Genomic DNA, 21,005 nt, shown 5'->3' on the forward strand with positions numbered 1-21,005 from the left:
GTAAATCATTTTATAGAAGAGTTTCCAAAAATGAAAAGCCCGTAAAATCGAGCTTTTTATATTTTTATTTTGTCAAAAGACAGCAGCCTTGATAGCAGTATAAGTCTTACTATCTGCTGTTAGCATGGCTTTACGCCCATCTTTCAACACAACAATGAAAGTTATATCTTTGCCGCGGCCACCTAATACTAAACCAGCTAATAGGCCAACAGGACCTAGAAGAACTACACCTGCTGTTCCCCATCCAGCAGCACCGCCCAAGCGAACAGCTGCTTCTTCACTGGCCAGCTCAACAGTTTGGATCATCTCTTTAGTGATTTTTTCACCACGTGGTTGCCAACCACTGGTTTTTAAATGCAAGGAACCATAGCCACTGCTGAAAATGGGAGGACTATAGCTTCCCATACCTACAAAATCCCCAGCATGCACTTTAATCATAGCAACCATAATATTTTACTCTTGAGCCATATTAAAATTCTTAATCACTTTGTATTTAATAAACTGGTTAGTCGCCTCAATGACCTCAAGCAATGCACCTTTATATCCGATAGTTTTGGACTCATTAAGATCATACTCAACATCATTATTAAAAGCAGGCCGGGCAAGGTTGGATGAAAATTCACGATAGCCAACATTAATTTTGTTACCTACACGACCGCTATAAATAAGAGTTTGCTGGAATGAGTTCTCAGACAAAGAATCCACTTCTTGATTAACTATTTTTTCTTTTTCTATTTGGGTGCAATTCTTAGCATTAAAAACAGTAATCACACATAGCTTATTATCGGGTGTTACCATTACGGCTTTATATGGATCAGCAATAGCAGATTTTTGAATATTTCCGGCATTTTGAATACCGCCTATACCGTAGTAGACACCATTTGCGTCTTCACCAGTTTTAGGATAGTAACCACCTAACATTGTGTATGCAAAGCTAATCCTAATAGGATCACTTAAAAATAAAGCAGTTCTTTTAATGAACTTACCTTGCACAAGCATCTGATCACCTACATAGGCAGTAGCCTCGCTACCAATAGGGGGCTTACTAATTTGTGTCACTGCTGGTGCATAATTATACTGTGGTGTAGCACAGCCAACTAAACCTACCCCAACTAAAACACTCCATAATAAATTTTTCATAAATCCATACTCGTTAAAATTATGGATGAAATTTATCAGAGAAAAAGCTAAATCGCCATGACAATAAAAAATCGCTTAATAGAAGCAGCTAAAGAGCTAAATATCCCATTAGAATGGGGTGGGGATTGGAAAAATTTTAAGGATGGGCCGCACTACCAGTTGCCCTGGAAGCAGTACTTAAAGTAATAAACTATTAAACAAAAAGAGAGTTATTATAACTCTCTTTTTGGAGCCTTTAGATTAGCAGTGTACTTGAACACTATCGCATGCTTTTTGAATATCTAAAATGATTAAATTTCCATGATCTGTGTAAAACATTAGCCAATGACACTTATCTTTTATAAAGTAATCATATTCTATAAAATGCACTAAGCCATTTGCACATTCTCGTAAAGAAAGTGGTTCATTAGTACTAATATTTCCATTTATTTTAAATGAATCCCAAAAACTCTTCATTTCCATCTTATTTATTTTCTTTTTGAAATAACCAATTTGGTCCTGTATACCAATATCTAGGCTTATTTCTTTGGCATCTTGAGATCTTCTTATATTTGTCAATAGATCAACTATTATTTTCTGAGCCTGATTTGAGAGAGTGCTTAATAGTGGATCGGTTTTATCTTTATCATACTGTTCAACAAACTTCTCACTTAATTTCTTAAGCTCTTGTGCATTCTCTTTAACTAAATTTTTAAACATATAAAATTCCATGCAAATGTGACTGTTTTGATTTGTGTTAGATGAGTCCATAATTTATATAACATCCATAGCGAAGTTAAGAGTATTAAATAATTTAAGAGGTGGTAATTCATTCTTACTGACAGTCTTTATCACAAGCCACCCCATCATTATCCCGATCCAGCCGTGTCATGCCACACCGCAAAGCACGTTGGGCATCGGCACAGTCGGCAATATCAGCACAGCGGGTCGGTAGGTTAGAGCAGCTCTCGGTCTTTTTAGCCTTTTGACTCTTAGCCGTTTTGGTCACTGACTTTTTATGCGTGTGCTGTCCAGTGCCAAAAGGATTTTCTGTCTGGGTGGCAGCAAAGCTGACTGTAGATAAACCAATAAGTAGGCAGCATAAGTATTTCATTTCAACAATCCATTGTTATATGATTCAGTCCTTTATACCAATGTTTGAATAAAAATGCCAAGATCAGTTGATATAGCAATTAAAGTACTTTGGGCTTCATTAGTCATTAATGCGTTGTTGAGTTTACTCGGTAAAGTTATTGGAGTGGATTCACTAGGTAGTTTCATAGGTGCCCTTATCGTAACCGGCTTGTATTGTATTATTCCTTATAAACTTGCCAATAGAAGCAATGCAGCACGTTATGTCTATCTCATCCTGACCATTATCTCAGTACTAATAATGATAGCAGCAGGCAATGAAATACCTATGTCAAATATAGATAAACTTAATGTTTATATCACTTTACCTATGAATATTTATACTTTGTATCTCCTGTTTTTCAATGATGAAGCAAAATACTGGTTCAAGAGCAACTAAGATAACAAATGCGCCTAACCACACTTATTTTAGTTATTTTTGGCTTCTTCCTGCTCATGCTGGTTCCCGCATTAATCATTGATTATCTACCCTGGGAAGCAGGCTATAAAGTGAGTACTCCAGAGTATGCTGGTCATGCTTATGCCCGGCAGTTGGCGTCAGTGAAGGAATGCACTATTGATCCCGATGTGGCCCATGATGAAAGGTTTCAGCAGGGGTGTAGGGCGTTTTTTTAATGAAAATAATGGTTCAATATTAAACCATAAATTAAACTATTGCGGTTCAAATAGTGGTCTGATATAGTTTCTTAACTTAATCTATTAAAAGCACACAGTTATGAATGAAGACGCACAACTTAAGTTAAGGTTAACTCAGGAGTTAAAAGATTTTATCGAGTCTGAAGCTAAGGCTAACCATCGTACTATCAATGGCGAGGTAGTCTTTAGACTTGAGCAATCTAGAGCTATAAATAAAACCAGCCAGGCTGACGTTCGTGTCATAGATTTAAAAAATGGAAAAAGACGCTTAATTTATGGAAAGTTTATTAAGATGCTTGATGTGGATTTTTGTCAGAGCTTAGAAGGCTTAAAAAAGGATATTGAATTAGCTTTGGATGCATTGAGATATTCCTCATTCTCGCAAAGATTGGCATTTTTCAATAAAGAGGTAATTGTCTACAAGGGTAATAATCACATTGATATAGTGGACAACGGCGAGGGTAGCCTTGGTTGGTTAAGAGTCGAAGATCATTATTCTATTGATGATGAAGATTGAATTTAAATATCTATCTCTCAATTAGCATGACATGCAGCAGCTTGTCGTGATAATAAGTGAGGAGCAATAAAAAACCGCCTAAAGGCGGTTAATTTTTTATTGCACGTACTGAAATAATTACAGGAAGCCCTAAGTCATATGGCATATCTTCTTGCACTATGTAATTAATTTTAGACTGGCGTATATCTCCAGATTTTCGCAAAAAAGTATTAGCAAAATTAACTGTATATTTTTCTGATGATAATTCTTTATGATGCGCAACAGCATCAAGCCTTGCTTTGTCTTTTGTATTCCATGATGCAATTATTGACCGATCAACAATGTGGCAGACTCCTTCTGGTTTAAGCAAAGATTCACCTAATTTATAACAAACTTTGTGAACATTCTCCCGATAAGTAGCCATATCACTATTTTTAAAGTCTTCTAATTCTTTCTTAATATTTTTAGAAATTACTAACGGTTCAGCACCAATTAACCAGCATATTATTGCATCAAATCGCTGTGTTAAAGTCTTTAATTGAGGTTCAATATCAAAGATATTTGTATTAAGAAATACTATATTTGAATGTTTCAATTTCTCAGTTATTTCTTCGGGCGTTGTAGCTATATCAAATGAGATATTTTTACTAGTCAGATATTTTGAAGCTTGATCAAGAAGTATGGCATTTACCTCTATAACAAGAATTTTACGATTCGGATTTCTTGCAAGAGCATAAGTACTATATCCGGCTCCACAGCCTACTTCAATAATGAGTTCAGCACTACCTAATTGTTCCGTCATCCATTTGTACTGAGAGTTCTGATCAAGGAATTTAGAATCTTTAGACCAATGGTGAGCATATTCCTCAGTATTCATCGGTTTGCCAAGGTTTGGATTAATTTTCATATTAGATTTTTCTGTGAGTAAATTTACACAATAACATTTAAGTAAATTAAGTTAAATCAATAAATTACAAAAAAATTAAATTAGCGGTCGTAAACAAAATAAAAATTTCGTATGATTGCTTTAAATTTTATGTTAGATGATCAAAAATGGATCGACAGATTATCGACTTGTTTGCTGGAGCAGGTGGTTTAAGTTTAGGGGCTGCTAGGGCCGGCTTTAATGTGAAAGCAGCTGTAGAGCTAGACAACCATGCTATTCATACCCACATTAAAAATTTCCCTAATTCGACTCATATCCAGCAAGATGTAAGTAAGCTATCAGGTGAAGATCTACTTAGATTAGCAGGAATAAAAAAAGGTGAATTAGATGGTTTGATTGGTGGCCCTCCATGTCAAGGATTTAGTACGATTGGAAAGCAGCAAATTGATGATAATCGAAATCAGTTATTTAATGATTTTTTTCGTCTTGTACAAGAAATAGAACCTAACTTTTTTGTTGCAGAGAACGTAACAGGAATTTTAAATACTAAATATGACTTTATTAGAGAAGAAGCTCTTAGCCTTGTTCAAGATAAATATATATTATTAGAGCCGATAAAAGTGAAGGCCAGTGAATATGGCGCTCCTACCATTAGGACTCGGATTTTCTTTATTGGTATTCATATAAAAAGGTTTCCCAAAGAATTAAAAAAAACTGATTTTACACCTAGCAATGACTTAGAAAGTATTAATGTTAGTCATGCTTTAATCGGATTACCTACCTTAATTCAACCCCTATGGTTGAGTGAAGAACAAGGTTGGCAATTGGTAGATAAAACCCAATTCCCTAAAAATCGCTTCTTTGACCGAATTATTAACTCTATTCCTAATAATATCGGGAATAACAAACTTATCGAAAGATATATGGAACAGGATTTTGTATCTGGTTGCCAAGGTACTAGGCATTCTAAAGAAGTTGAAGAAAGATATGCTAATCTACAATATGGCCAGCAAGATAAAATTTCAAAGTCTGTAAAGCTAAATCCTTTAGGTTTCTGTCCTACATTAAGAGCTGGGACAGGAAGTGATAAGGGAAGCTATCAAGCAGTTCGGCCAATTCATTATGAGCAGCCACGGGTAATCACGCCCAGAGAGGCTGCACGCTTACAAGGTTTTCCAGATTGGTTCGTATTTCATGAAACAAAATGGCATAGCTTCAGGCAGATTGGTAACAGTGTAAGTCCTATAGTTGCTGAAAAAATTCTTAAAGTGATTTTTGATGCTATGAATAACTAAGTTACTCATAGCACTTTAACAAAAAAGGTTGAATAGCAAGCCAAAAACTTTTAATACTGTCTTTATCCCACATTAAGTCAGGAGAGTGAATAGTATTTTGTAGGTACCTAATGTTCCTATTAGTTCTTTCATTACGATTTTCATTACAGAGAGCATATATAGAATCAATATTACGTGTGTCTATTCCTGCCAATAGTCCATTAGTTTTCATATGATCTAAGCATTTTTTTATTTGCTCTCCTAAATTATTTTTAGTTACATCTAAAGTAGGGGCCTTAAAAGTCACATAATATTTACAGCTTAATTCTATAAAGCATCTAATTAGAAAAATAGAGGCCAAAGGGAAGCCACCATCTGAATCTATTTTGATTCTGGATAATTCATTTAATAAGGAACAAAGTTTATTTTGATCCTCTGGAATATTAAAAGGAGTCTTACCATTGTACTCATTGAATAAATAACTATGCTCTAATGTGTGAGAGGGCGTGGAGTAATTTTGCTCAAAAAGCATAAATTCACTATTAGTAAATTGATTAGTTTCATTATCATTTTCTAATTCATTTTGATTTTGTAAATTGCAATTAATTTCATTATCTATTGAAGTTAGTGGAGTATTATTATGCTCGATATGTTCAAAAGGGATATAATTTTCATCCGGTAATCTAGTAGATGGTATAGAATAATCATCTAAAAGAGCACTGCTTTCTTTAGCAATTGGCTTGGTATCTGGTACTACTAAGTTTAAATTAAACTGCGGTGGAATTTCATTCACTAGTGGCTTATCTAAAGGTAATTGCTGTTCTGAATGAAAGAATTTTTTACCTCTTTTTATTTTTCCAGTATGTGTTCTCCACTTCTCAGAAAAATCTTTCATAATCGGTAAAGCTTTTTTATAAATCTCATTATTTAAATCTAAATTCGATTTACTAGTGTTCCAAGGCAGCTTTGCACCCTCTCCGATAAAGCTTGCTATACCTATAAATCCAGTATGCTCAGTATGTGCTTTTGTGAACCAACCAGTATCTGATGACCAGTCATGCATTTTAATTGCTCGACCATTACAATATACAAACCAACCACAGTCATCGCGAGTGATGGTATTTTTTTTATCTTCTGTTTGTTCATATTGAAAAAGAAAATCTTTATGCTGACCAAGTTGAATATCAACTTTAACCCCTTCATATTCAAATGTATTTGAAAGTTTTTTAAAGCCACATTTTTTATTTATGGATGTTAAAACTTTTGGAGTGACGGTATTGTTAACTGTTATCACTAAACCTCTATTAATGAAAAAAGAATATCTTTTAGCTAATGAGTTAATAAAAGATTGTTCCCAGAGAGGATTTGAAAAATCTGAAATTATTTCTTTATGTAGCTGTTGAACAACTATTTCTGTCCCAGTAATGCCAGTTAATTGTTTCTCTACAATAGGTAAATCCCAATAGTCATCATCATTAATAAATTTGTTGGCATCAAAAAATAACTCAGAATTCTGTTTTAATGTTTCAGTTGAAATTTTACTAATTTTGCCTAATTTCAGGAGTGCACGATTAAGACCAATGCCGAAGAAGCCTATACTTGTGTTTAAATGCTCTGGATGTGAGCCAAATCTCAAGGCATTCTGTTTTAATGTGTTTAATTCAATTCCTTCACCTATATCTTTAATTGAAAAAGATTTTTTATCAAAAATAATATCAATTTTGTAACCTTTATAGTTGTTGGGAAGTGCTTCGTTTTTATTTTCTTGAAAAGCATCAATCGAGTTATCTATTAGATCAAAGATACACGCTTCAAGAGTAATATCTTTAGTAATACCATCGACTAAATATTTTTTTGTAGGACGTGTGTCTGCAACTAAAGCTACTTTACTCATCTATAAATTCCTTCCTTATAAATATTTATTTATAACTATTCACTTTCCCTTAGCCACCGTATCCAGAAAATGATCCGGATAGGTTAAATTCTTGGCCGTTAACCAATCATATGCACCCATCTGGCGTAGTTGTTCAATCAAGATATGAAGTATAGGATAAGTTAGTTATAACAAAAATAAGCAATTAAGCAAATTCGGAGAAATCCTAGCAATCTTTACCCTCCCTATCAAAATGAAAGCTGGAGGGATATATTAGTAACCTATTAAAGGCAGGGGTAGGTTGGGCACGTTCTCGGGCACGCAAGCTAAAAGTTGATAGCGATTAATAGGTGGTAAGCTTATGATTATGCTAAATATTAGTTAATATTAGCTGATAATAAAAACTAGCAATTAGAGTTCGAGTCTCTTCGCCCCACCATTTATACATAATAATATGCTGTTACACTACTTTATATCAGCTTCAAATCCTTAAGTACCAAGCCTTTCATGCCGATGTATGATTTTTCATACATTGACATAACTTCAAATGATAAGAGCATAGATTAAAAAAGAACTTTAGATCATAGCTAAATTTATTAAATACTTAATTGAAAAAATTCACGATTCATGATTTCTAGCAAATTTGTTCAAGGATTATTTTTAACATACGAAAACTGTTTTTCTAAATCTTATATTTTTTATATTTAAAATTAATGATTAATAAAAAACGCCAGCATCTGCTAGCGTTCTTAGAACATTGATAATTAGAAGTTAAATTCCATGCCTACACCAGCATACATGCGGTCATCAACATTTTTACGGTCATCTGACTGCTGGGCAACATAACCATATGCACGGGTTTTGCTATTGAACATGTAATCAACCATGCCACCAATCTGGCTTAGCTTCACATCATCAATATTGCCGTTAAAGCTAGAGGTAGATTCTTGATATTGTGCTTTCACAGTCCAAGGTGTTTCGCTAATGTTATAAGCAGCGCTCACCAGAAAAGAATTCTCTTTATCAAAATTCCTGAATGCACCTGCTGCCACAGCTGGAACTGCAGGCGTGGTTGGAGTTGCTGGAACAGCTGCAATTCCCGCAGCAGTAGCAGCACTGGACAGGTTGGTAGGCTCTGCATTTTGGTATAGGGCATTTAAGGTGAGTCCAGTTACATTAGCCATTGTACCTAAATCCAGGCTACCCACAAGACGTATAATTTCAGCTTCTGCCTTGGCACCAACAACATTAAAAGTGCTCACGACGTTCTTATCACCAGCCAGTGCAGCATACACACCCATGTCTTTGTTGTCGTAGACTAAAGATGCGGAAATTGCATCGCCTAAACTGTCACTTATATCACTACTGTTGCTGCCAGCCAGCTTGTTATTCTCGCCCTGTTGCAGCATCACATTAATACCAAAACCGTTTAGGGCTTTAGTGTCACTTTCTAGAGAAATAACGTTGTTTAGGCGGTTTTCACCAGCTAGTGTATTGGTCATATCCAGAACATGGACATCATTAAATAAGTCAACTTTGCCTTGGGCATTTTTTAGGTGAGAGTCAATGCGTCCTACTTTAACAGTACCGATCATGTCATATTTCAAACCCAAATAGCGGTTTCGCATTCCCAGATCAGTACCATCACCATCAGTGTTGACTTGCCATTCAGCCAAGTAAATTGCTTTTAAATTGTCGGTTAACGTTTCTTCACCCTTAATGCCAATCCGTGAAGCGTTAGAATTGATTTCCCATACATTGTCAGTATCGGCTTTGGTAGTTGCACTAAACTTGTCTACGTTATCAAGGGTAACGTGCAGTTTGCCATAAACTGTAGGGGCTGCCTGTACTGCGTTGATGGTCAGGGCAGATACCGCAGTCGCCAGTAACAGTTTTTTCATGTGTCTCTCCAAGATTCCAAGACCCTCAAGGTCAGTTTTGTACATTCATCATTTAGTTATAGGCTAATCAGGTTTTGGATTTACCAGCTTGGCCGTTGCTCGCTAGTATCGGGGGCAAATATTTCAAAATTGTTAAATATGACAGTACAAAAAAATAAATTATTAAAATTTTTAGCCTATGAAATTCATTATTTTGCGAATAATGGAACAGATATTGCTTAAGTTTAGTAGTGATTTTTGCCTCAACGCTGAGCAAGAAACCAATTAAACGGCCAACGACGCCCGTTGTCATTCCTGATCTGTTTACTGGCGCGCTGGAGGTTGAGATGCTGATATTTCATGATAACAAAACCTAAATAATTAATTGTATTTAAAGGAATTTATTGGTAAAAATCTAAATGAATTTGTTGTGCTAACTTAAGTGACTAAAGCATTCTTTTGGGATAAGCCTCTAATTCTTTATTCAGTTTTTTAATAAGTAATGCAAAACTAATTGTTTTGTTACATTTTAAAGACAGTTCAATATACGTTTAACAATTCAGTGACTTAAGCGATTAATTCCGCTAGGCACATTTAAAACGTACTGCATCATGATTGGGGATATTTGCAATGAAAAAATTATTGTTGGCTGTATTAATCAGTGGCTTTGGATTAAATGCTGCCAGTGCAGCGCCCGCATTATATGGCAAGCTGGATCTGTCAGTTGACCGTTTCGACTATGACAGTAGTGCCACCACCAATAAGGATAACTGGAAAGTTGATTCCAATATTTCATTCTTTGGCATTAAGGGTGATGAGAAGCTAACCGATGATTTAAGCGTACTTTACCTGATTGAGTGGCAAATTAATGCGGATGGCGATGGCACTGATCTAGGGCAGCGTAATCGTTATCTGGGCTTAAAATCTGACAAGCTGGGTACGCTAAAAATTGGTAAGGTTGACAGCTATGTCAAGCGACTGGCTGGTGGTGTCGACCTGTTTGATAACTATGTGGCCAATGCAGTGGATATTACCAGTACATTGACTGGTGAAAACCGCCTGAACAATACCGTATCGTATGAAACCCCAAACTTTAATGTGCTGGGTGGCAACCTGCAATGGAACGCGCTGATATCTTCTGGTGAAGATAATACTGATGATGCCACAGTAAGCAATCCCGGTGAAACTTCTGGTAAAAGTCTGGCTGATGCGTGGTCTACCTCGCTGACCTATAAAAATGACAGTGGCGTGTCAGCAGGTCTGGGTTATGACAGTGGCGTTGGCAGCCGCTGGTTGGGTCTTTCTGGTTCACCCATTGCGACTGCTAATATCGTGCGTGGAACTGGTGCAGTTAACCTGAAAGAAGTTGGCTTAACCTTAACTGCATTAGTGCAGCGTGCCACTGTAGACAATGCCAATACCACCAGCGCTGCCACGGCGAGCGGTGCAACAGCCTTAACGACAGCAGCATCTGTTGCAGCATTAAATAATATTGATGATGAATTTGGCTACACGGTAGGAGCCAGCTACAAGATTCCAGGTTATGACAAGATATCTGTAAAGGCACAATATAACCATGCAACGACCAGCTTTAAGCAAATCACCAAAGACAATGATATTGACCAGATCGCAGCTGGCGTTGACTATGCTTTTAATAGCAAAACCCGGGGTTATGGTTTTTTAGCCCAGAACACCAAAGATAACGGCACTGTTGATAACAAAACCCGTTATGCCGGTGTTGGCCTGGAATACAAGTTTTAAGATTCAAGCGTCATTAAACCTGGCACGTAGTCTGACCAGATTGTGCTTAAGCCCGCCTTGTGCGGGTTTAAGTGTTTAAAATGGGTCATTTTTAGGCACAACAAAATAAAAATAATGAAAACACAGGATGTGCTTTGCTTTATGAGGTGTGGGTGAAGTAAAATTGCGCCCCATCAGTAAACGCCATTTGTAGGCTGTAACAGATTGGAATATCAATGACTCACTATATTTTTGTGACTGGCGGCGTCGTATCCTCACTGGGCAAGGGGATTACAGCAGCATCGGTAGCAACCTTGCTGGAAGCCCGTGGTTTAAGTGTCACCATGATTAAAATGGACCCTTATATCAACGTTGACCCTGGCACAATGAGTCCATTTCAGCATGGCGAAGTGTTTGTCACCGAAGATGGCGCGGAAACCGATCTTGATCTGGGCTACTACGAGCGTTTTTTACGCCGTTCCCGCATGACCAAGAAAAACAACTTTACCAGTGGCCGTATTTATCTGGACGTTTTGCAAAAAGAACGTCGTGGTGACTATCTGGGCGCTACGGTTCAGGTGATTCCGCACATTACCGACAATATTAAAGACCGCATCAAAGCTGGTGGTGAAGGCTACGATGTGGCTATTGTTGAAATCGGTGGTACTGCTGGTGATATCGAGTCACTGCCATTTATGGAAGCTGTGCGCCAGATGCGTGTTGAGCTGGGTAGCCGTCGCTCCATTTTAATGCACCTGACCCTGGTGCCTTATATTGCCTCTGCCGGTGAAACCAAAACCAAGCCCACCCAGCATTCTGTTAAAGAGCTGCGCTCCATTGGCTTGCAGCCCGATATCCTGATTTGCCGCTCAGATCATTCCATTAGTGATGACTCACGCCGTAAAATTGCCCTGTTTACCAACGTGGAAGAGCGTGCTGTTATTGTGGCCGAAGATGCCAAAAGCATTTATATGATTCCACGTAACCTGCATAACCAGCAGGTGGATGACCTGATCTGCGAGCGCTTTGGCTTTGATGGCCTGCCAGCTGCTGATTTGTCAGACTGGGATCAGGTGACGGATGCGCTATTAAATCCCGATCATCAGGTACGTATTGCCATGGTGGGTAAATATGTTGAATTGCCGGATGCCTATAAATCCCTGAATGAAGCCCTGTTGCATGCTGGTATTACGCACCGCAGCAAGGTGGAAATTATCTATATTGATGCCGAATCTCTGGAAAATGATGATTTAAGCCGTTTGCAAGACGTAGATGCTATTCTGGTTCCTGGTGGATTTGGCGAGCGCGGAACACAAGGCAAGATGAATGCCATCCGCTTTGCCCGTGAAAACAAGGTGCCATATCTGGGCATTTGCTTAGGGATGCAACTGGCAGTTATCGAGTTTGCCCGTAATCAGGCCGGTTTGAGCGAAGCCACATCTACTGAATTTAACCGCCAGACCAAACAGCCTTTAATTGGTTTAATTACCGAATGGCTGGATGAGCGCGGTGAAATCCAGACGCGTAGCGATGCATCAGATCTTGGTGGAACCATGCGTCTGGGTGCACAAAAAGCTGAGCTGGTAGAAGGTAGCCTGATTCGCCAGATTTATGGTCAGGCTGATGTGATTGAACGTCATCGCCATCGTTATGAGATGAACAACCGTTACATTGAGCAGCTTGAAGCCGCTGGTATGAATATTTCCGGTTATTCAGCCGTGCAGCATCTGGTTGAGTCAGTAGAAATTCCAGCACATCCTTGGTTTGTTGCGTGTCAGTTCCACCCGGAATTCACCAGCTCGCCTCGTGGTGGTCATCCGCTGTTTGCCAGCTTTGTTGGCGCTGCCCTTAAGCATCAGGCACAAAGCCGCACATAAATTCAATAAAGATAAGGAATACACAGATGACCGAATTAAAAGCAGCACAGTCTGTTGTGAATCTGGGCGACATTCAAATGGGCAATGACTTGCCGTTTGTCTTGTTCGGTGGCATGAATGTACTGGAATCTAAAGATCTGGCTTTTGAGATTGCAGAAACCTACATTGATATCACCAGACGTCTGGGCATTCCTTATGTGTTTAAGGCCAGCTTCGACAAGGCCAACCGTTCCAGCTTGAATTCATTTCGTGGCCCGGGTCTGGAAAAAGGGATTGAATGGCTGGCTGAAATTAAAAACAAGTTCAATGTGCCTATCATCACTGATGTGCATGAACCCTATCAGGCGGCTCCCGTGGCTGAGGTTGCAGATATTATTCAGCTACCTGCCTTTTTAAGCCGCCAGACTGATCTGGTTGAGGCAATGGCCAAGACCAATGCCATTATCAACATTAAAAAGGCTCAATTTTTGGCACCTGCCGAGATGCGCCACATTTTGCACAAGTGTTTGGAAGCCGGAAATGACCGCCTGATTTTATGTGAGCGTGGCTCAAGTTTTGGCTATAACAATCTGGTCGTAGACATGCTGGGCTTTGACACAATGAAAGCCATGAATGTGCCAGTGTTTTTTGATGTGACGCATGCCTTGCAAACGCCCGGAGGCCGTAGTGATTCAGCCGGAGGACGCCGTGCCCAGATTACCACGCTGGCTCGCGCAGGCATGGCAACCGGTTTGGCAGGTTTGTTTCTTGAAGCGCATCCAGACCCGGATAAGGCTAAGTGTGACGGGCCTTGTGCCTTGCGTTTGTCCCAGCTTGAACCATTTTTAGCGCAGCTCAAGCAGCTAGATGAACTGGTTAAGGGCTTTGCAGCACTGGATACGCATTAATTTTGTAGGATGCCCGATAGTTATGCGGGCATTTTATTGGGGTATGACGCTGGTTTTTAAGAATAAATTTTTAGAAATTCAGGTATTTGAATGCCTTATTTTTAGAAATCAGGTTTTGAAAAATCAAGTTTTGCAGCATCAGGCTTTTTCAAGCCAGGCTTTTAGAATAGATATCTGTTAAGGACAGGAGCTTTACATGAGTCAAATTACCGATATTCGCGCCCGTGAGATTCTGGACTCACGCGGTAACCCAACCATTGAAGCTGATGTCATTCTTGACTCAGGCGTGGTGGGCCGTGCCTGTGCGCCAAGTGGTGCGTCAACTGGTTCTCGTGAAGCTCTGGAACTGCGTGATGGCGACAAGGGCCGTTATCTGGGTAAGGGCGTGCGCAATGCCGTTCATAATGTAAACAGTGATATTCGTGATTTGCTCTTGGGCAGCAATGTACGTGACCAGAAAGCACTGGATGACAAACTTATTGCCACTGACAATACCGAAAACAAATCCAAGCTGGGTGCCAATGCCATGCTGGCAGTATCGCTGGCGGCTGCCCGTGCTGCGGCCACTGAGCTAAAACTGCCATTATTTCAGTACATTGCTAACCTGCGTGGCCAGGCAACCTTAAGCATGCCTGTTCCCATGATGAATATTTTAAACGGTGGCGCACATGCCGATAATACCGTTGATATTCAGGAATTCATGATTGAACCAGTGGGCTTTAGTAGTTTTGGTGAATCGTTGCGTGCTGGTGCTGAAATTTTTCATGCCCTGAAAAGCGTGCTGAAAAAACAGGGCCTGAACACCGCAGTGGGTGATGAAGGTGGTTTTGCACCCAACCTGCGTAGCAATGAAGAAGCTATTACTGTGATTCTGCAGGCCATTGAGCAAACTGGCTACAAGGCAGGTACAGACATTATGCTGGCGCTGGACTGTGCCGCTACCGAATTTTATAAAAATGGCCAATATGTGCTGGCAGGTGAAGGCAACAAGGCATTTAGCAGCCAGCAGTTTGCCGACTATCTGGCGGGTCTGGCACGTCAATATCCGATTATTTCCATTGAAGATGGTCTTGATGAATCTGACTGGGACGGCTGGAAATACCTGACTGATATTTGTGGTGACAAGATCCAGCTGGTTGGTGATGACCTGTTTGTAACCAACCCGGCCATCTTGCAAAAAGGCATTGATCAGAAAGTGGCAAATGCCATTTTGATCAAATACAACCAGATTGGTACACTGTCTGAAACGCTGGATGCCATTTATCTGGCCAAAGCCAATGGCTATGCAACCGTAATTTCGCATCGTTCTGGCGAAACCGAAGATTCAACCATTGCGGATCTGGCAGTGGGTACGGCTGCCGGTCAAATCAAAACCGGTTCACTGTGCCGTTCAGACCGTGTAGCCAAGTACAACCAATTGCTGCGTATTGAAGAAATGATTGATGCGCCATATCGTGGCCGTGCCGAATTCAAAGGCCTGGTTTAAAAACTGGGCTTGAGGCGCTGGCCTAATAGACTGGCTAAGTATCAGTTTTGATCTTGGCCAGTCATGAGCAGGGAAGTCTGACTTTGATGTTAGGCTTTCTTATTTAGTAAATCAGGTAAGTTTTATGCTTTCTACGCTCAGCGGTCGCATTGTGTTTGTTGTTGCCATATTACTGCTGGCCTTTCTGCAGTATAAATTGTGGTGGGGCGAAAGCGGCTATTATGACCGTCAGGCGCTTAAGGAGCGTATTGCGTCTTATCAGGTTGAAAACAACAAGCTGGCCGAGCGTAACCGGATTTTAAGTGCAGAGGTTTACGATCTAAAAAGTGGTCTGGAAGCTGTTGAAGAACATGCGCGTCTGGATCTGGGATTAATTAAGCCGCGTGAAACTTTTGTGCAACTAAGCACTATTGATGTCTCCGATTATAAAAAACAAGTTGAAGTTACCGGAGATGACCTGATTACCAATGAAACTGACAAATGTGATAATGCCAGCACAATACTGGGCTATTTTACCTGCGGCCGGTAGTGGTAGCCGTTTTGCATCAAGTATTCCCAAACAATACTTAACCCTGATCAATAAAACGGTCATACAACATAGCGTAGACCGCATTTGCCAGTTACCTCTTCAAGGCTGTGTGCTGGCGATCAGCGCCCATGATCAGACAGCCAAAACCCTGACTTTTGCAAAGCCTGCATTGCTGCATTGGGTAACAGGTGGGGCGGAGCGCATGGATTCAGTACTGGCTGCCATGCAGTACTTGCAACAGTTTGCCACTGCGCAGGACTGGGTACTGGTACATGATGTTGCCCGGCCTTGTATTTTGGCAAATGATTTACAGCATTTGCTGGATGAACTAAAAGAAGATGCCGTGGGTGGCCTACTGGCCGTTCCAGTTCGGGATACCTTAAAGCGTGGCAATGCAGGGCAAGTGGTTGAAACGGTGCCACGCGATCATCTTTGGCAATGCCAGACGCCACAAATGTTCCGTTTTGGTCTATTGCTGGACGCATTACAGCAAGCCAAAACCCAGCAGCAACTGGTTACTGATGAAGCTGGTGCTATTGAACAGTTTGGCTTGCCAGTAAAGCTAGTAAACGGCAGTAGTACCAATATTAAAATTACCTATCCTGAAGATTTAGGGCTGGCCGCTGCCATTTTAAAAGCACAAACAGAAGAAAATCTAATTTAGTCTTTAAAAATGCTGATCATAAAAGTCTATTTTTGCAGTTCATAAACACCACTAAATCGCAGATTCTTGTTACCGCAAAGCGGCGAGGCTTGCCATACCCGCCATTTTTCCTTGTGCTGGCGTAGTTTCAGAATACAGCCACTATCCAGATCCTTAACCGTTATTTTTTTTGCCTGATTGGCATAGCCGCTAAAATCGGTAGTCTGGCTGTGCTTTTGGTCACTACCACTCCAGAAGGTTTGCGCCAGCACCCGGATTCTTTTTTCATCCAGCGTTTGTAGTTGCAACAAGGCAAGGTTGGGATCAGGCCGCTTGTCTTTCATACGAATAAAATAACGCACAAATTCCTGATCTGTGGTATTCAGGTTTTTTATTTCCAGCAAACGCTTCTGATAGGCTTGTTCAATGCAGGCCGTATTTTTGCATTGATTGCGTGCTTTACTCCAGCTTTGCTGGGTCAACTCCAGCATTTGGGCAGGTATTTTGGTTTCATGGGTAGCCTGTTCCAGTTCAGCAAAAAGTTTGTTGTCCAGTTCAGTCAGTTTGGGATTACTACAGGTGGTTTTTTCCACAAAGTTACCGGGATTTTCGCAATCAAGAGGCAGAATTTGCGCAAAGGCCAGTGGTAAAAAAGCGATATTAATAAAGCTACCCGCTATCCAGCGCCTGCAATTAAAAACAGCCATATGACCTATAACATCCTGCCAGTTTAGTTTGAAAAATTTAGCACAGCCACTTCCCGGATTGCAAAGCACAAACTGTTAGAAAATAGCCAAACTCTTAAGCCATCGCGTATGATGCCTGCAAGTTTTGTTATTCTGTTATTTTTTTGGGATTAAATATCAAATGCTGGATATTCGAATTGGGCAGGGGATAGACGTTCATGCGTTTGAGGACGGTAGTTTTGTCACGCTGGCCGGTGTCAAAATTGCGCATACGCATGGCTTAAAAGCACATTCTGATGGGGATGTAGTGTTACACTCATTGGCAGATGCATTGCTGGGTGCACTGGCACTTGGGGATATTGGTCAGCATTTCCCGGATACTGATGAAAACTATAAAGGGGCTGATAGCCGGGTGCTGCTACGCCATATTTATGATTTAATCAAAAAACAAGGTTTTGAGCTGATTAATGCCGATATTACCGTGGCATGCGAGCGTCCCAAGTTGGCACCGCATAATCTGGCTATGCGTTCTACCATTGCAGCGGATCTGGAAACAACGCTGGACCGGATTAGTGTAAAAGCCACCACCACGGAACAGCTTGGTTTTACCGGACGTAAGGAGGGTATTCTGGCCAGTGCGGTTGTATTGCTGGGGCGAAGATAGTTTTGCTCTGGTCTCTAGGGAGCTGGTATGTTATTTCAGTGAATGTCTAAGGCTTTATCTTTTTTTAAGATAAGTAAATCAAAAATTATGAAAATTCTTTTATCTTAAAAATAGATATTATATCCACCTTAATAGCATTAATGATGAAAAGTGATTGGTTATGCCTGATATTTTCCAGTTTATCTTGGCCGGCATCGTAGTAGGTTTTTGCGTTGGGGTCACAGGCGTAGGTGGCGGCTCATTGATGACGCCTATCCTGATTGGCCTGTTTAAAATAGAGCCACATATTGCCATTGGTACAGATCTACTGTACGCCGCAATTTCCAAGTTTTGTGGGTCGATGGTTCACGCCAAAAAACTGAATATTGTATGGCCGATTGTAGGCTGGCTGGCACTGGGCAGTATTCCGGCATCATTGGGAACCAGTTGGGTACTGGAACATATCCTGAGCGGTTCAAATCAGTACAAGGCCATATTAACAATGGTATTGGGCTTTATGCTTACCCTCACTGGCATATCCATTGTCTTTCGTCACCGGATTGAAGCGTTTTTCAAGCGCCATTCCAAAAGTACAGCCAGCGCTGTTGAGCTTAGCCGTGAGCAAATTGCCCAACTGGTTAGCCGTAAAAAGCTGCAGGTTATTATCATGGGGATGGTGCTGGGTGTGTTTGTCACCTTGTCGTCAGTTGGGGCAGGTGCGTTTGGGGTTATGGCGCTGATCCTGATGTTTGCCAATTTGCCCATGATCCGCATTATTGGCTCAGATGTGGTGCATGCCGTAGCGCTCACGCTGGTGGCCGGACTTAGCCACATGAGTGCCGGAAATGTAGATTTTCATTTGCTGGGCTGGCTGCTGGTGGGTTCCATTCCGGCAATTATTGTTGGCACATTAGTGAGCTCGCGTATGCCGGAGCACCTGATTCGCCGCGTTCTGGGGATTACTTTATTGCTGCTGGGTATTAATTTTATGATTAATCCGGTCAAGGCCAAGCCTGCTGCACCGAAGCCACAGCAACACGCCCAACTGATCGTATCAACCAGTAATGTTAAAGCTTAATTGGTCTGCTTCCATCGCTTAAACTGTTAATTAACCGATGGGCTTTATTGATAACTGCAATGAATTTTTTTAAAGATTTACTTGCAGTTATTGATTACAGGCCCCATCCTATAAGCCTTAAATTGATTTAATGTCTGTGGTGAGCGTGTTGTGAACGCAATGAATAATATGGTTAATAATTCAGGTTCCGGTGAACAGGTCGAGAATATCAATATTGCGGCGATTCAGCCGTTGATTACTCCTGCACAGTTAAAGGCAGAACTGCCGTTAAGTGATACTGCAAAATCAGTCGTCTTACAAGGCCGCCAGACCATTCGTAATATTCTGGATGGCAAGGACAATCGCCTGTTTGTGGTCATTGGTCCATGCTCAATCCACGATCCGGTGGCTGCACATGACTATGCAGATCGCCTAAAAGCCTTGAGCGAAAAAGTAAAAGACACCTTATATATTGTGATGCGGGTTTATTTTGAAAAGCCGCGTACTACTGTGGGCTGGAAAGGGTTGATTAACGACCCTGATATGAATGATTCCTTTGATATTGAAAAAGGCTTACGCATTGGTCGCAAGCTGCTGCTGGAACTCAATGAAAAAGGGTTGCCTTGTGCCACTGAAGCGCTTGATCCCAACTCGCCACAGTACCTGCAAGACCTGATTAGCTGGTCAGCGATTGGTGCGCGTACTACCGAAAGCCAGACGCACCGTGAAATGTCGTCAGGTTTGTCTTCTCCGGTTGGCTTTAAAAACGGTACTGATGGTGGCTTAACCGTAGCCATTAATGCCATGCAAGCGGTGCAATCCGGGCACAGTTTTCTGGGCCTAAATGAAGATGGTCAGGTTGCAGTGATTCGTACTAACGGCAATCCATACGGCCATGTGGTATTGCGTGGTGGTAACGGCAAGCCGAATTATGATGCAACTGCCGTCACCCAGACTGAGGCGGCTTTAACCAAAGCCAAGGTGAGCGGCAAGATCATGATTGATGCCAGCCATGCCAACAGCAACAAAGACCCATTCCTGCAACCATTGGTACTGGAAAATGTGACCCAGCAAATTGTTGATGGGAATCAGTCGATTGTTGGTTTGATGGTCGAAAGTCATATCAAGGGTGGTCGTCAGGATATTCCGGCTGATTTAAGCCAGCTTGAATATGGTAAGTCTGTTACTGATGGCTGCATTGACTGGCAAACCACCGAAGACACCTTGCTGAAAATGCATGAAGCCTTAAAGGATGTGCTGCCGAAACGCGGCTAATTCTAAAATAGTAATATCAAAAGCCCACCGGATTGAAAATGAAGGTGGGTTTTTTTGATTTTTAGGAAAAATTAATCTTGTGTAACTGAGCTTATCACAGGCCTTTTTAACTCAAAATATTCATGCTATCATTGATAGCATATGAGGATTAGGGAGATGCTAATGAGCAGTTTACTGGTGCGTAATCTGGATGATGATATTATTGCCCAGTTTAAAGCCTTGGCAATGCAAAGGGGCCTGAGCGTTGAAGCCTTTCACCGGCAAACCATCATTAATCTGGTAGAAAATAAAGCAGAATTACAACCGCGTAATTTAAATGAAGTGTTGTTAAAGTTACCAAAGCTGGAACAGATGGATGAGGTGCAGGCTATTTTTGAACGGGACAGCAGCGTTGGCCGTGATGTTGAGTTAGGAGATTAGAATTTACGATGTATCTTTATGACACTAATATCGTCAGTGAATTAACTAGGAAAAATCCGGATGTAGGTGTCATGACTTGGATACAAGCAGCGCAAAATAATAATGATGCTTGTTATTTAAGTGTCATTACGCTTGGAGAAATTCAGCAGGGTATTGCAAAACTGCAACGGCGTAATGATCACATCCAGGCGGCACGTTTTCAGCGATGGTATGAGCAGGATTTAATGAGCTTGGCGCAATATACACTGGATTTTGATAGAAATTGTGCGGAGGTATGGGGGCGATTAATGGCGCTTAATCCACATCATCCAGTTGATAACCAGATTGCTGCGACTGCGCTTATTTATGATTTGACGCTTGTTACCCGTAATATTAAAGATATTGAGAGAACGGGCGTTAAGTTTATTAATCCATTTTTGCTATAAAAAGTTAAGACTATAAACAGG

The 21,005-nt window shown here is 40.7% G+C and carries 24 protein-coding genes; 16 read left to right on the forward strand and 8 right to left on the reverse strand.

Annotated elements, in window-relative coordinates; all coding sequences use genetic code 11:
* Nucleotides 1-72: 72 nt before the first annotated feature.
* Both Q337_RS0103415 and Q337_RS0103420 read right to left on the reverse strand, forming a co-directional pair.
* The gene (locus Q337_RS0103415; RefSeq protein WP_051526525.1) at nucleotides 73-447 is read right to left on the reverse strand and encodes a hypothetical protein; all 375 of its coding nucleotides are present in this window, start codon (nucleotides 445-447) and stop codon (nucleotides 73-75) included.
* A 6-nt stretch (nucleotides 448-453) separates the two neighbouring features.
* Entirely contained in the window at nucleotides 454-1,140 is a 687-nt protein-coding gene (locus Q337_RS0103420) for a hypothetical protein (protein ID WP_026470397.1), read from the reverse strand.
* Nucleotides 1,141-1,197: 57 nt separating this feature from the next.
* Here Q337_RS0103420 and Q337_RS19360 point away from each other — a divergent pair, with 57 nt between their 5' ends.
* Nucleotides 1,198-1,326 carry a M15 family metallopeptidase gene (locus tag Q337_RS19360; protein ID WP_084494694.1) on the forward strand — a complete coding sequence of 43 codons (129 nt, stop codon included), beginning with the start codon at nucleotides 1,198-1,200 and terminating at the stop codon, nucleotides 1,324-1,326.
* A 54-nt stretch (nucleotides 1,327-1,380) separates the two neighbouring features.
* On the opposite strand, the gene Q337_RS0103430 is transcribed toward Q337_RS19360, so the two are convergent.
* Together Q337_RS0103430 and Q337_RS16630 are read right to left on the reverse strand one after the other, a co-directional pair.
* Entirely contained in the window at nucleotides 1,381-1,839 is a 459-nt protein-coding gene (locus Q337_RS0103430) for a hypothetical protein (protein ID WP_156935692.1), read from the reverse strand.
* A 115-nt stretch (nucleotides 1,840-1,954) separates the two neighbouring features.
* On the reverse strand, nucleotides 1,955-2,233 hold the full coding sequence (locus tag Q337_RS16630) for an excalibur calcium-binding domain-containing protein (protein WP_034279176.1): 279 nt from the start codon (nucleotides 2,231-2,233) through the stop codon (nucleotides 1,955-1,957).
* 54 nt (nucleotides 2,234-2,287) lie between these two features.
* Here Q337_RS16630 and Q337_RS0103440 point away from each other — a divergent pair, with 54 nt between their 5' ends.
* The 3 genes from Q337_RS0103440 (at nucleotide 2,288) to Q337_RS0103450 (ending at nucleotide 3,424) form a co-directional block, all read left to right on the forward strand.
* Nucleotides 2,288-2,650, forward strand: coding sequence for a hypothetical protein (locus Q337_RS0103440; RefSeq protein ID WP_026470399.1), 363 nt, complete (start codon nucleotides 2,288-2,290; stop codon nucleotides 2,648-2,650).
* Nucleotides 2,651-2,658: 8 nt separating this feature from the next.
* A complete protein-coding gene (locus tag Q337_RS0103445) occupies nucleotides 2,659-2,886 on the forward strand; it encodes a hypothetical protein (RefSeq protein ID WP_026470400.1) in 228 nt (75 codons plus the stop codon).
* Between the two features lie 100 nt (nucleotides 2,887-2,986).
* The gene (locus Q337_RS0103450; RefSeq protein WP_026470401.1) at nucleotides 2,987-3,424 is read left to right on the forward strand and encodes an Arc family DNA-binding protein; all 438 of its coding nucleotides are present in this window, start codon (nucleotides 2,987-2,989) and stop codon (nucleotides 3,422-3,424) included.
* Nucleotides 3,425-3,512: 88 nt separating this feature from the next.
* Here Q337_RS0103450 and Q337_RS0103455 read toward each other — a convergent pair whose 3' ends face one another.
* Nucleotides 3,513-4,310: a class I SAM-dependent methyltransferase gene (locus tag Q337_RS0103455; protein ID WP_026470402.1), complete on the reverse strand. Its 798-nt coding sequence runs from the start codon at nucleotides 4,308-4,310 to the stop codon at nucleotides 3,513-3,515.
* A 146-nt stretch (nucleotides 4,311-4,456) separates the two neighbouring features.
* Here Q337_RS0103455 and Q337_RS0103460 point away from each other — a divergent pair, with 146 nt between their 5' ends.
* Nucleotides 4,457-5,584 (forward strand): DNA cytosine methyltransferase, encoded by a 1,128-nt coding sequence (locus Q337_RS0103460; protein ID WP_026470403.1) that lies wholly within the window; start codon nucleotides 4,457-4,459, stop codon nucleotides 5,582-5,584.
* Nucleotide 5,585: 1 nt separating this feature from the next.
* Here Q337_RS0103460 and Q337_RS0103465 read toward each other — a convergent pair whose 3' ends face one another.
* Both Q337_RS0103465 and Q337_RS0103470 read right to left on the reverse strand, forming a co-directional pair.
* Entirely contained in the window at nucleotides 5,586-7,457 is a 1,872-nt protein-coding gene (locus Q337_RS0103465; RefSeq protein WP_026470404.1) for an ATP-binding protein, read from the reverse strand.
* A gap of 743 nt (nucleotides 7,458-8,200) precedes the next feature.
* Complete coding sequence (locus Q337_RS0103470; RefSeq protein ID WP_026470405.1) at nucleotides 8,201-9,337, reverse strand: porin; 1,137 nt, start codon at nucleotides 9,335-9,337, stop codon at nucleotides 8,201-8,203.
* Nucleotides 9,338-9,946: 609 nt separating this feature from the next.
* Between Q337_RS0103470 and Q337_RS0103480 the strand changes: the two genes are divergently transcribed.
* The 6 genes from Q337_RS0103480 (at nucleotide 9,947) to ispD (ending at nucleotide 16,499) form a co-directional block, all read left to right on the forward strand.
* Entirely contained in the window at nucleotides 9,947-11,077 is a 1,131-nt protein-coding gene (locus Q337_RS0103480) for a porin (RefSeq protein ID WP_051526526.1), read from the forward strand.
* 215 nt (nucleotides 11,078-11,292) lie between these two features.
* Nucleotides 11,293-12,933 carry a CTP synthase gene (locus tag Q337_RS0103485; RefSeq protein WP_026470408.1) on the forward strand — a complete coding sequence of 547 codons (1,641 nt, stop codon included), beginning with the start codon at nucleotides 11,293-11,295 and terminating at the stop codon, nucleotides 12,931-12,933.
* Between the two features lie 26 nt (nucleotides 12,934-12,959).
* Nucleotides 12,960-13,820, forward strand: coding sequence for a 3-deoxy-8-phosphooctulonate synthase (gene kdsA, locus Q337_RS0103490; protein ID WP_026470409.1), 861 nt, complete (start codon nucleotides 12,960-12,962; stop codon nucleotides 13,818-13,820).
* A gap of 196 nt (nucleotides 13,821-14,016) precedes the next feature.
* Nucleotides 14,017-15,306, forward strand: a complete 1,290-nt coding sequence (gene eno, locus Q337_RS0103500; protein ID WP_026470410.1) for a phosphopyruvate hydratase — start codon at nucleotides 14,017-14,019, stop codon at nucleotides 15,304-15,306.
* A gap of 124 nt (nucleotides 15,307-15,430) precedes the next feature.
* A complete protein-coding gene (locus Q337_RS16635) occupies nucleotides 15,431-15,835 on the forward strand; it encodes a septum formation initiator family protein (RefSeq protein ID WP_051526527.1) in 405 nt (134 codons plus the stop codon).
* On the forward strand, nucleotides 15,774-16,499 hold the full coding sequence (ispD, locus tag Q337_RS0103510) for a 2-C-methyl-D-erythritol 4-phosphate cytidylyltransferase (protein ID WP_026470411.1): 726 nt from the start codon (nucleotides 15,774-15,776) through the stop codon (nucleotides 16,497-16,499). The genes Q337_RS16635 and ispD overlap by 62 nt, the downstream gene beginning before the upstream one ends.
* 26 nt (nucleotides 16,500-16,525) lie before the next feature.
* Here the strand turns inward: ispD and Q337_RS0103515 are convergent, their stop codons facing one another.
* Nucleotides 16,526-17,185, reverse strand: coding sequence for a lysozyme inhibitor LprI family protein (locus Q337_RS0103515; RefSeq protein ID WP_026470412.1), 660 nt, complete (start codon nucleotides 17,183-17,185; stop codon nucleotides 16,526-16,528).
* 160 nt (nucleotides 17,186-17,345) lie between these two features.
* On the opposite strand from Q337_RS0103515, the gene ispF reads away from it, so the two are divergent.
* From ispF to Q337_RS0103540, 5 genes are all read left to right on the forward strand, one after another.
* Complete coding sequence (ispF, locus tag Q337_RS0103520; RefSeq protein ID WP_026470413.1) at nucleotides 17,346-17,828, forward strand: 2-C-methyl-D-erythritol 2,4-cyclodiphosphate synthase; 483 nt, start codon at nucleotides 17,346-17,348, stop codon at nucleotides 17,826-17,828.
* Between the two features lie 160 nt (nucleotides 17,829-17,988).
* Nucleotides 17,989-18,885 carry a sulfite exporter TauE/SafE family protein gene (locus tag Q337_RS0103525; protein ID WP_026470414.1) on the forward strand — a complete coding sequence of 299 codons (897 nt, stop codon included), beginning with the start codon at nucleotides 17,989-17,991 and terminating at the stop codon, nucleotides 18,883-18,885.
* Nucleotides 18,886-19,044: 159 nt separating this feature from the next.
* The gene (locus tag Q337_RS0103530) at nucleotides 19,045-20,139 is read left to right on the forward strand and encodes a 3-deoxy-7-phosphoheptulonate synthase (protein WP_084494695.1); all 1,095 of its coding nucleotides are present in this window, start codon (nucleotides 19,045-19,047) and stop codon (nucleotides 20,137-20,139) included.
* 162 nt (nucleotides 20,140-20,301) lie between these two features.
* Entirely contained in the window at nucleotides 20,302-20,559 is a 258-nt protein-coding gene (locus Q337_RS16640; RefSeq protein WP_034279179.1) for a FitA-like ribbon-helix-helix domain-containing protein, read from the forward strand.
* An 8-nt stretch (nucleotides 20,560-20,567) separates the two neighbouring features.
* Nucleotides 20,568-20,984: a type II toxin-antitoxin system VapC family toxin gene (locus Q337_RS0103540; RefSeq protein WP_026470416.1), complete on the forward strand. Its 417-nt coding sequence runs from the start codon at nucleotides 20,568-20,570 to the stop codon at nucleotides 20,982-20,984.
* Nucleotides 20,985-21,005 lie beyond the last annotated feature (21 nt).

It is taken from the genome of Alkanindiges illinoisensis DSM 15370 (genome assembly GCF_000619845.1).
Lineage (GTDB): Bacteria > Pseudomonadota > Gammaproteobacteria > Pseudomonadales > Moraxellaceae > Alkanindiges > Alkanindiges illinoisensis.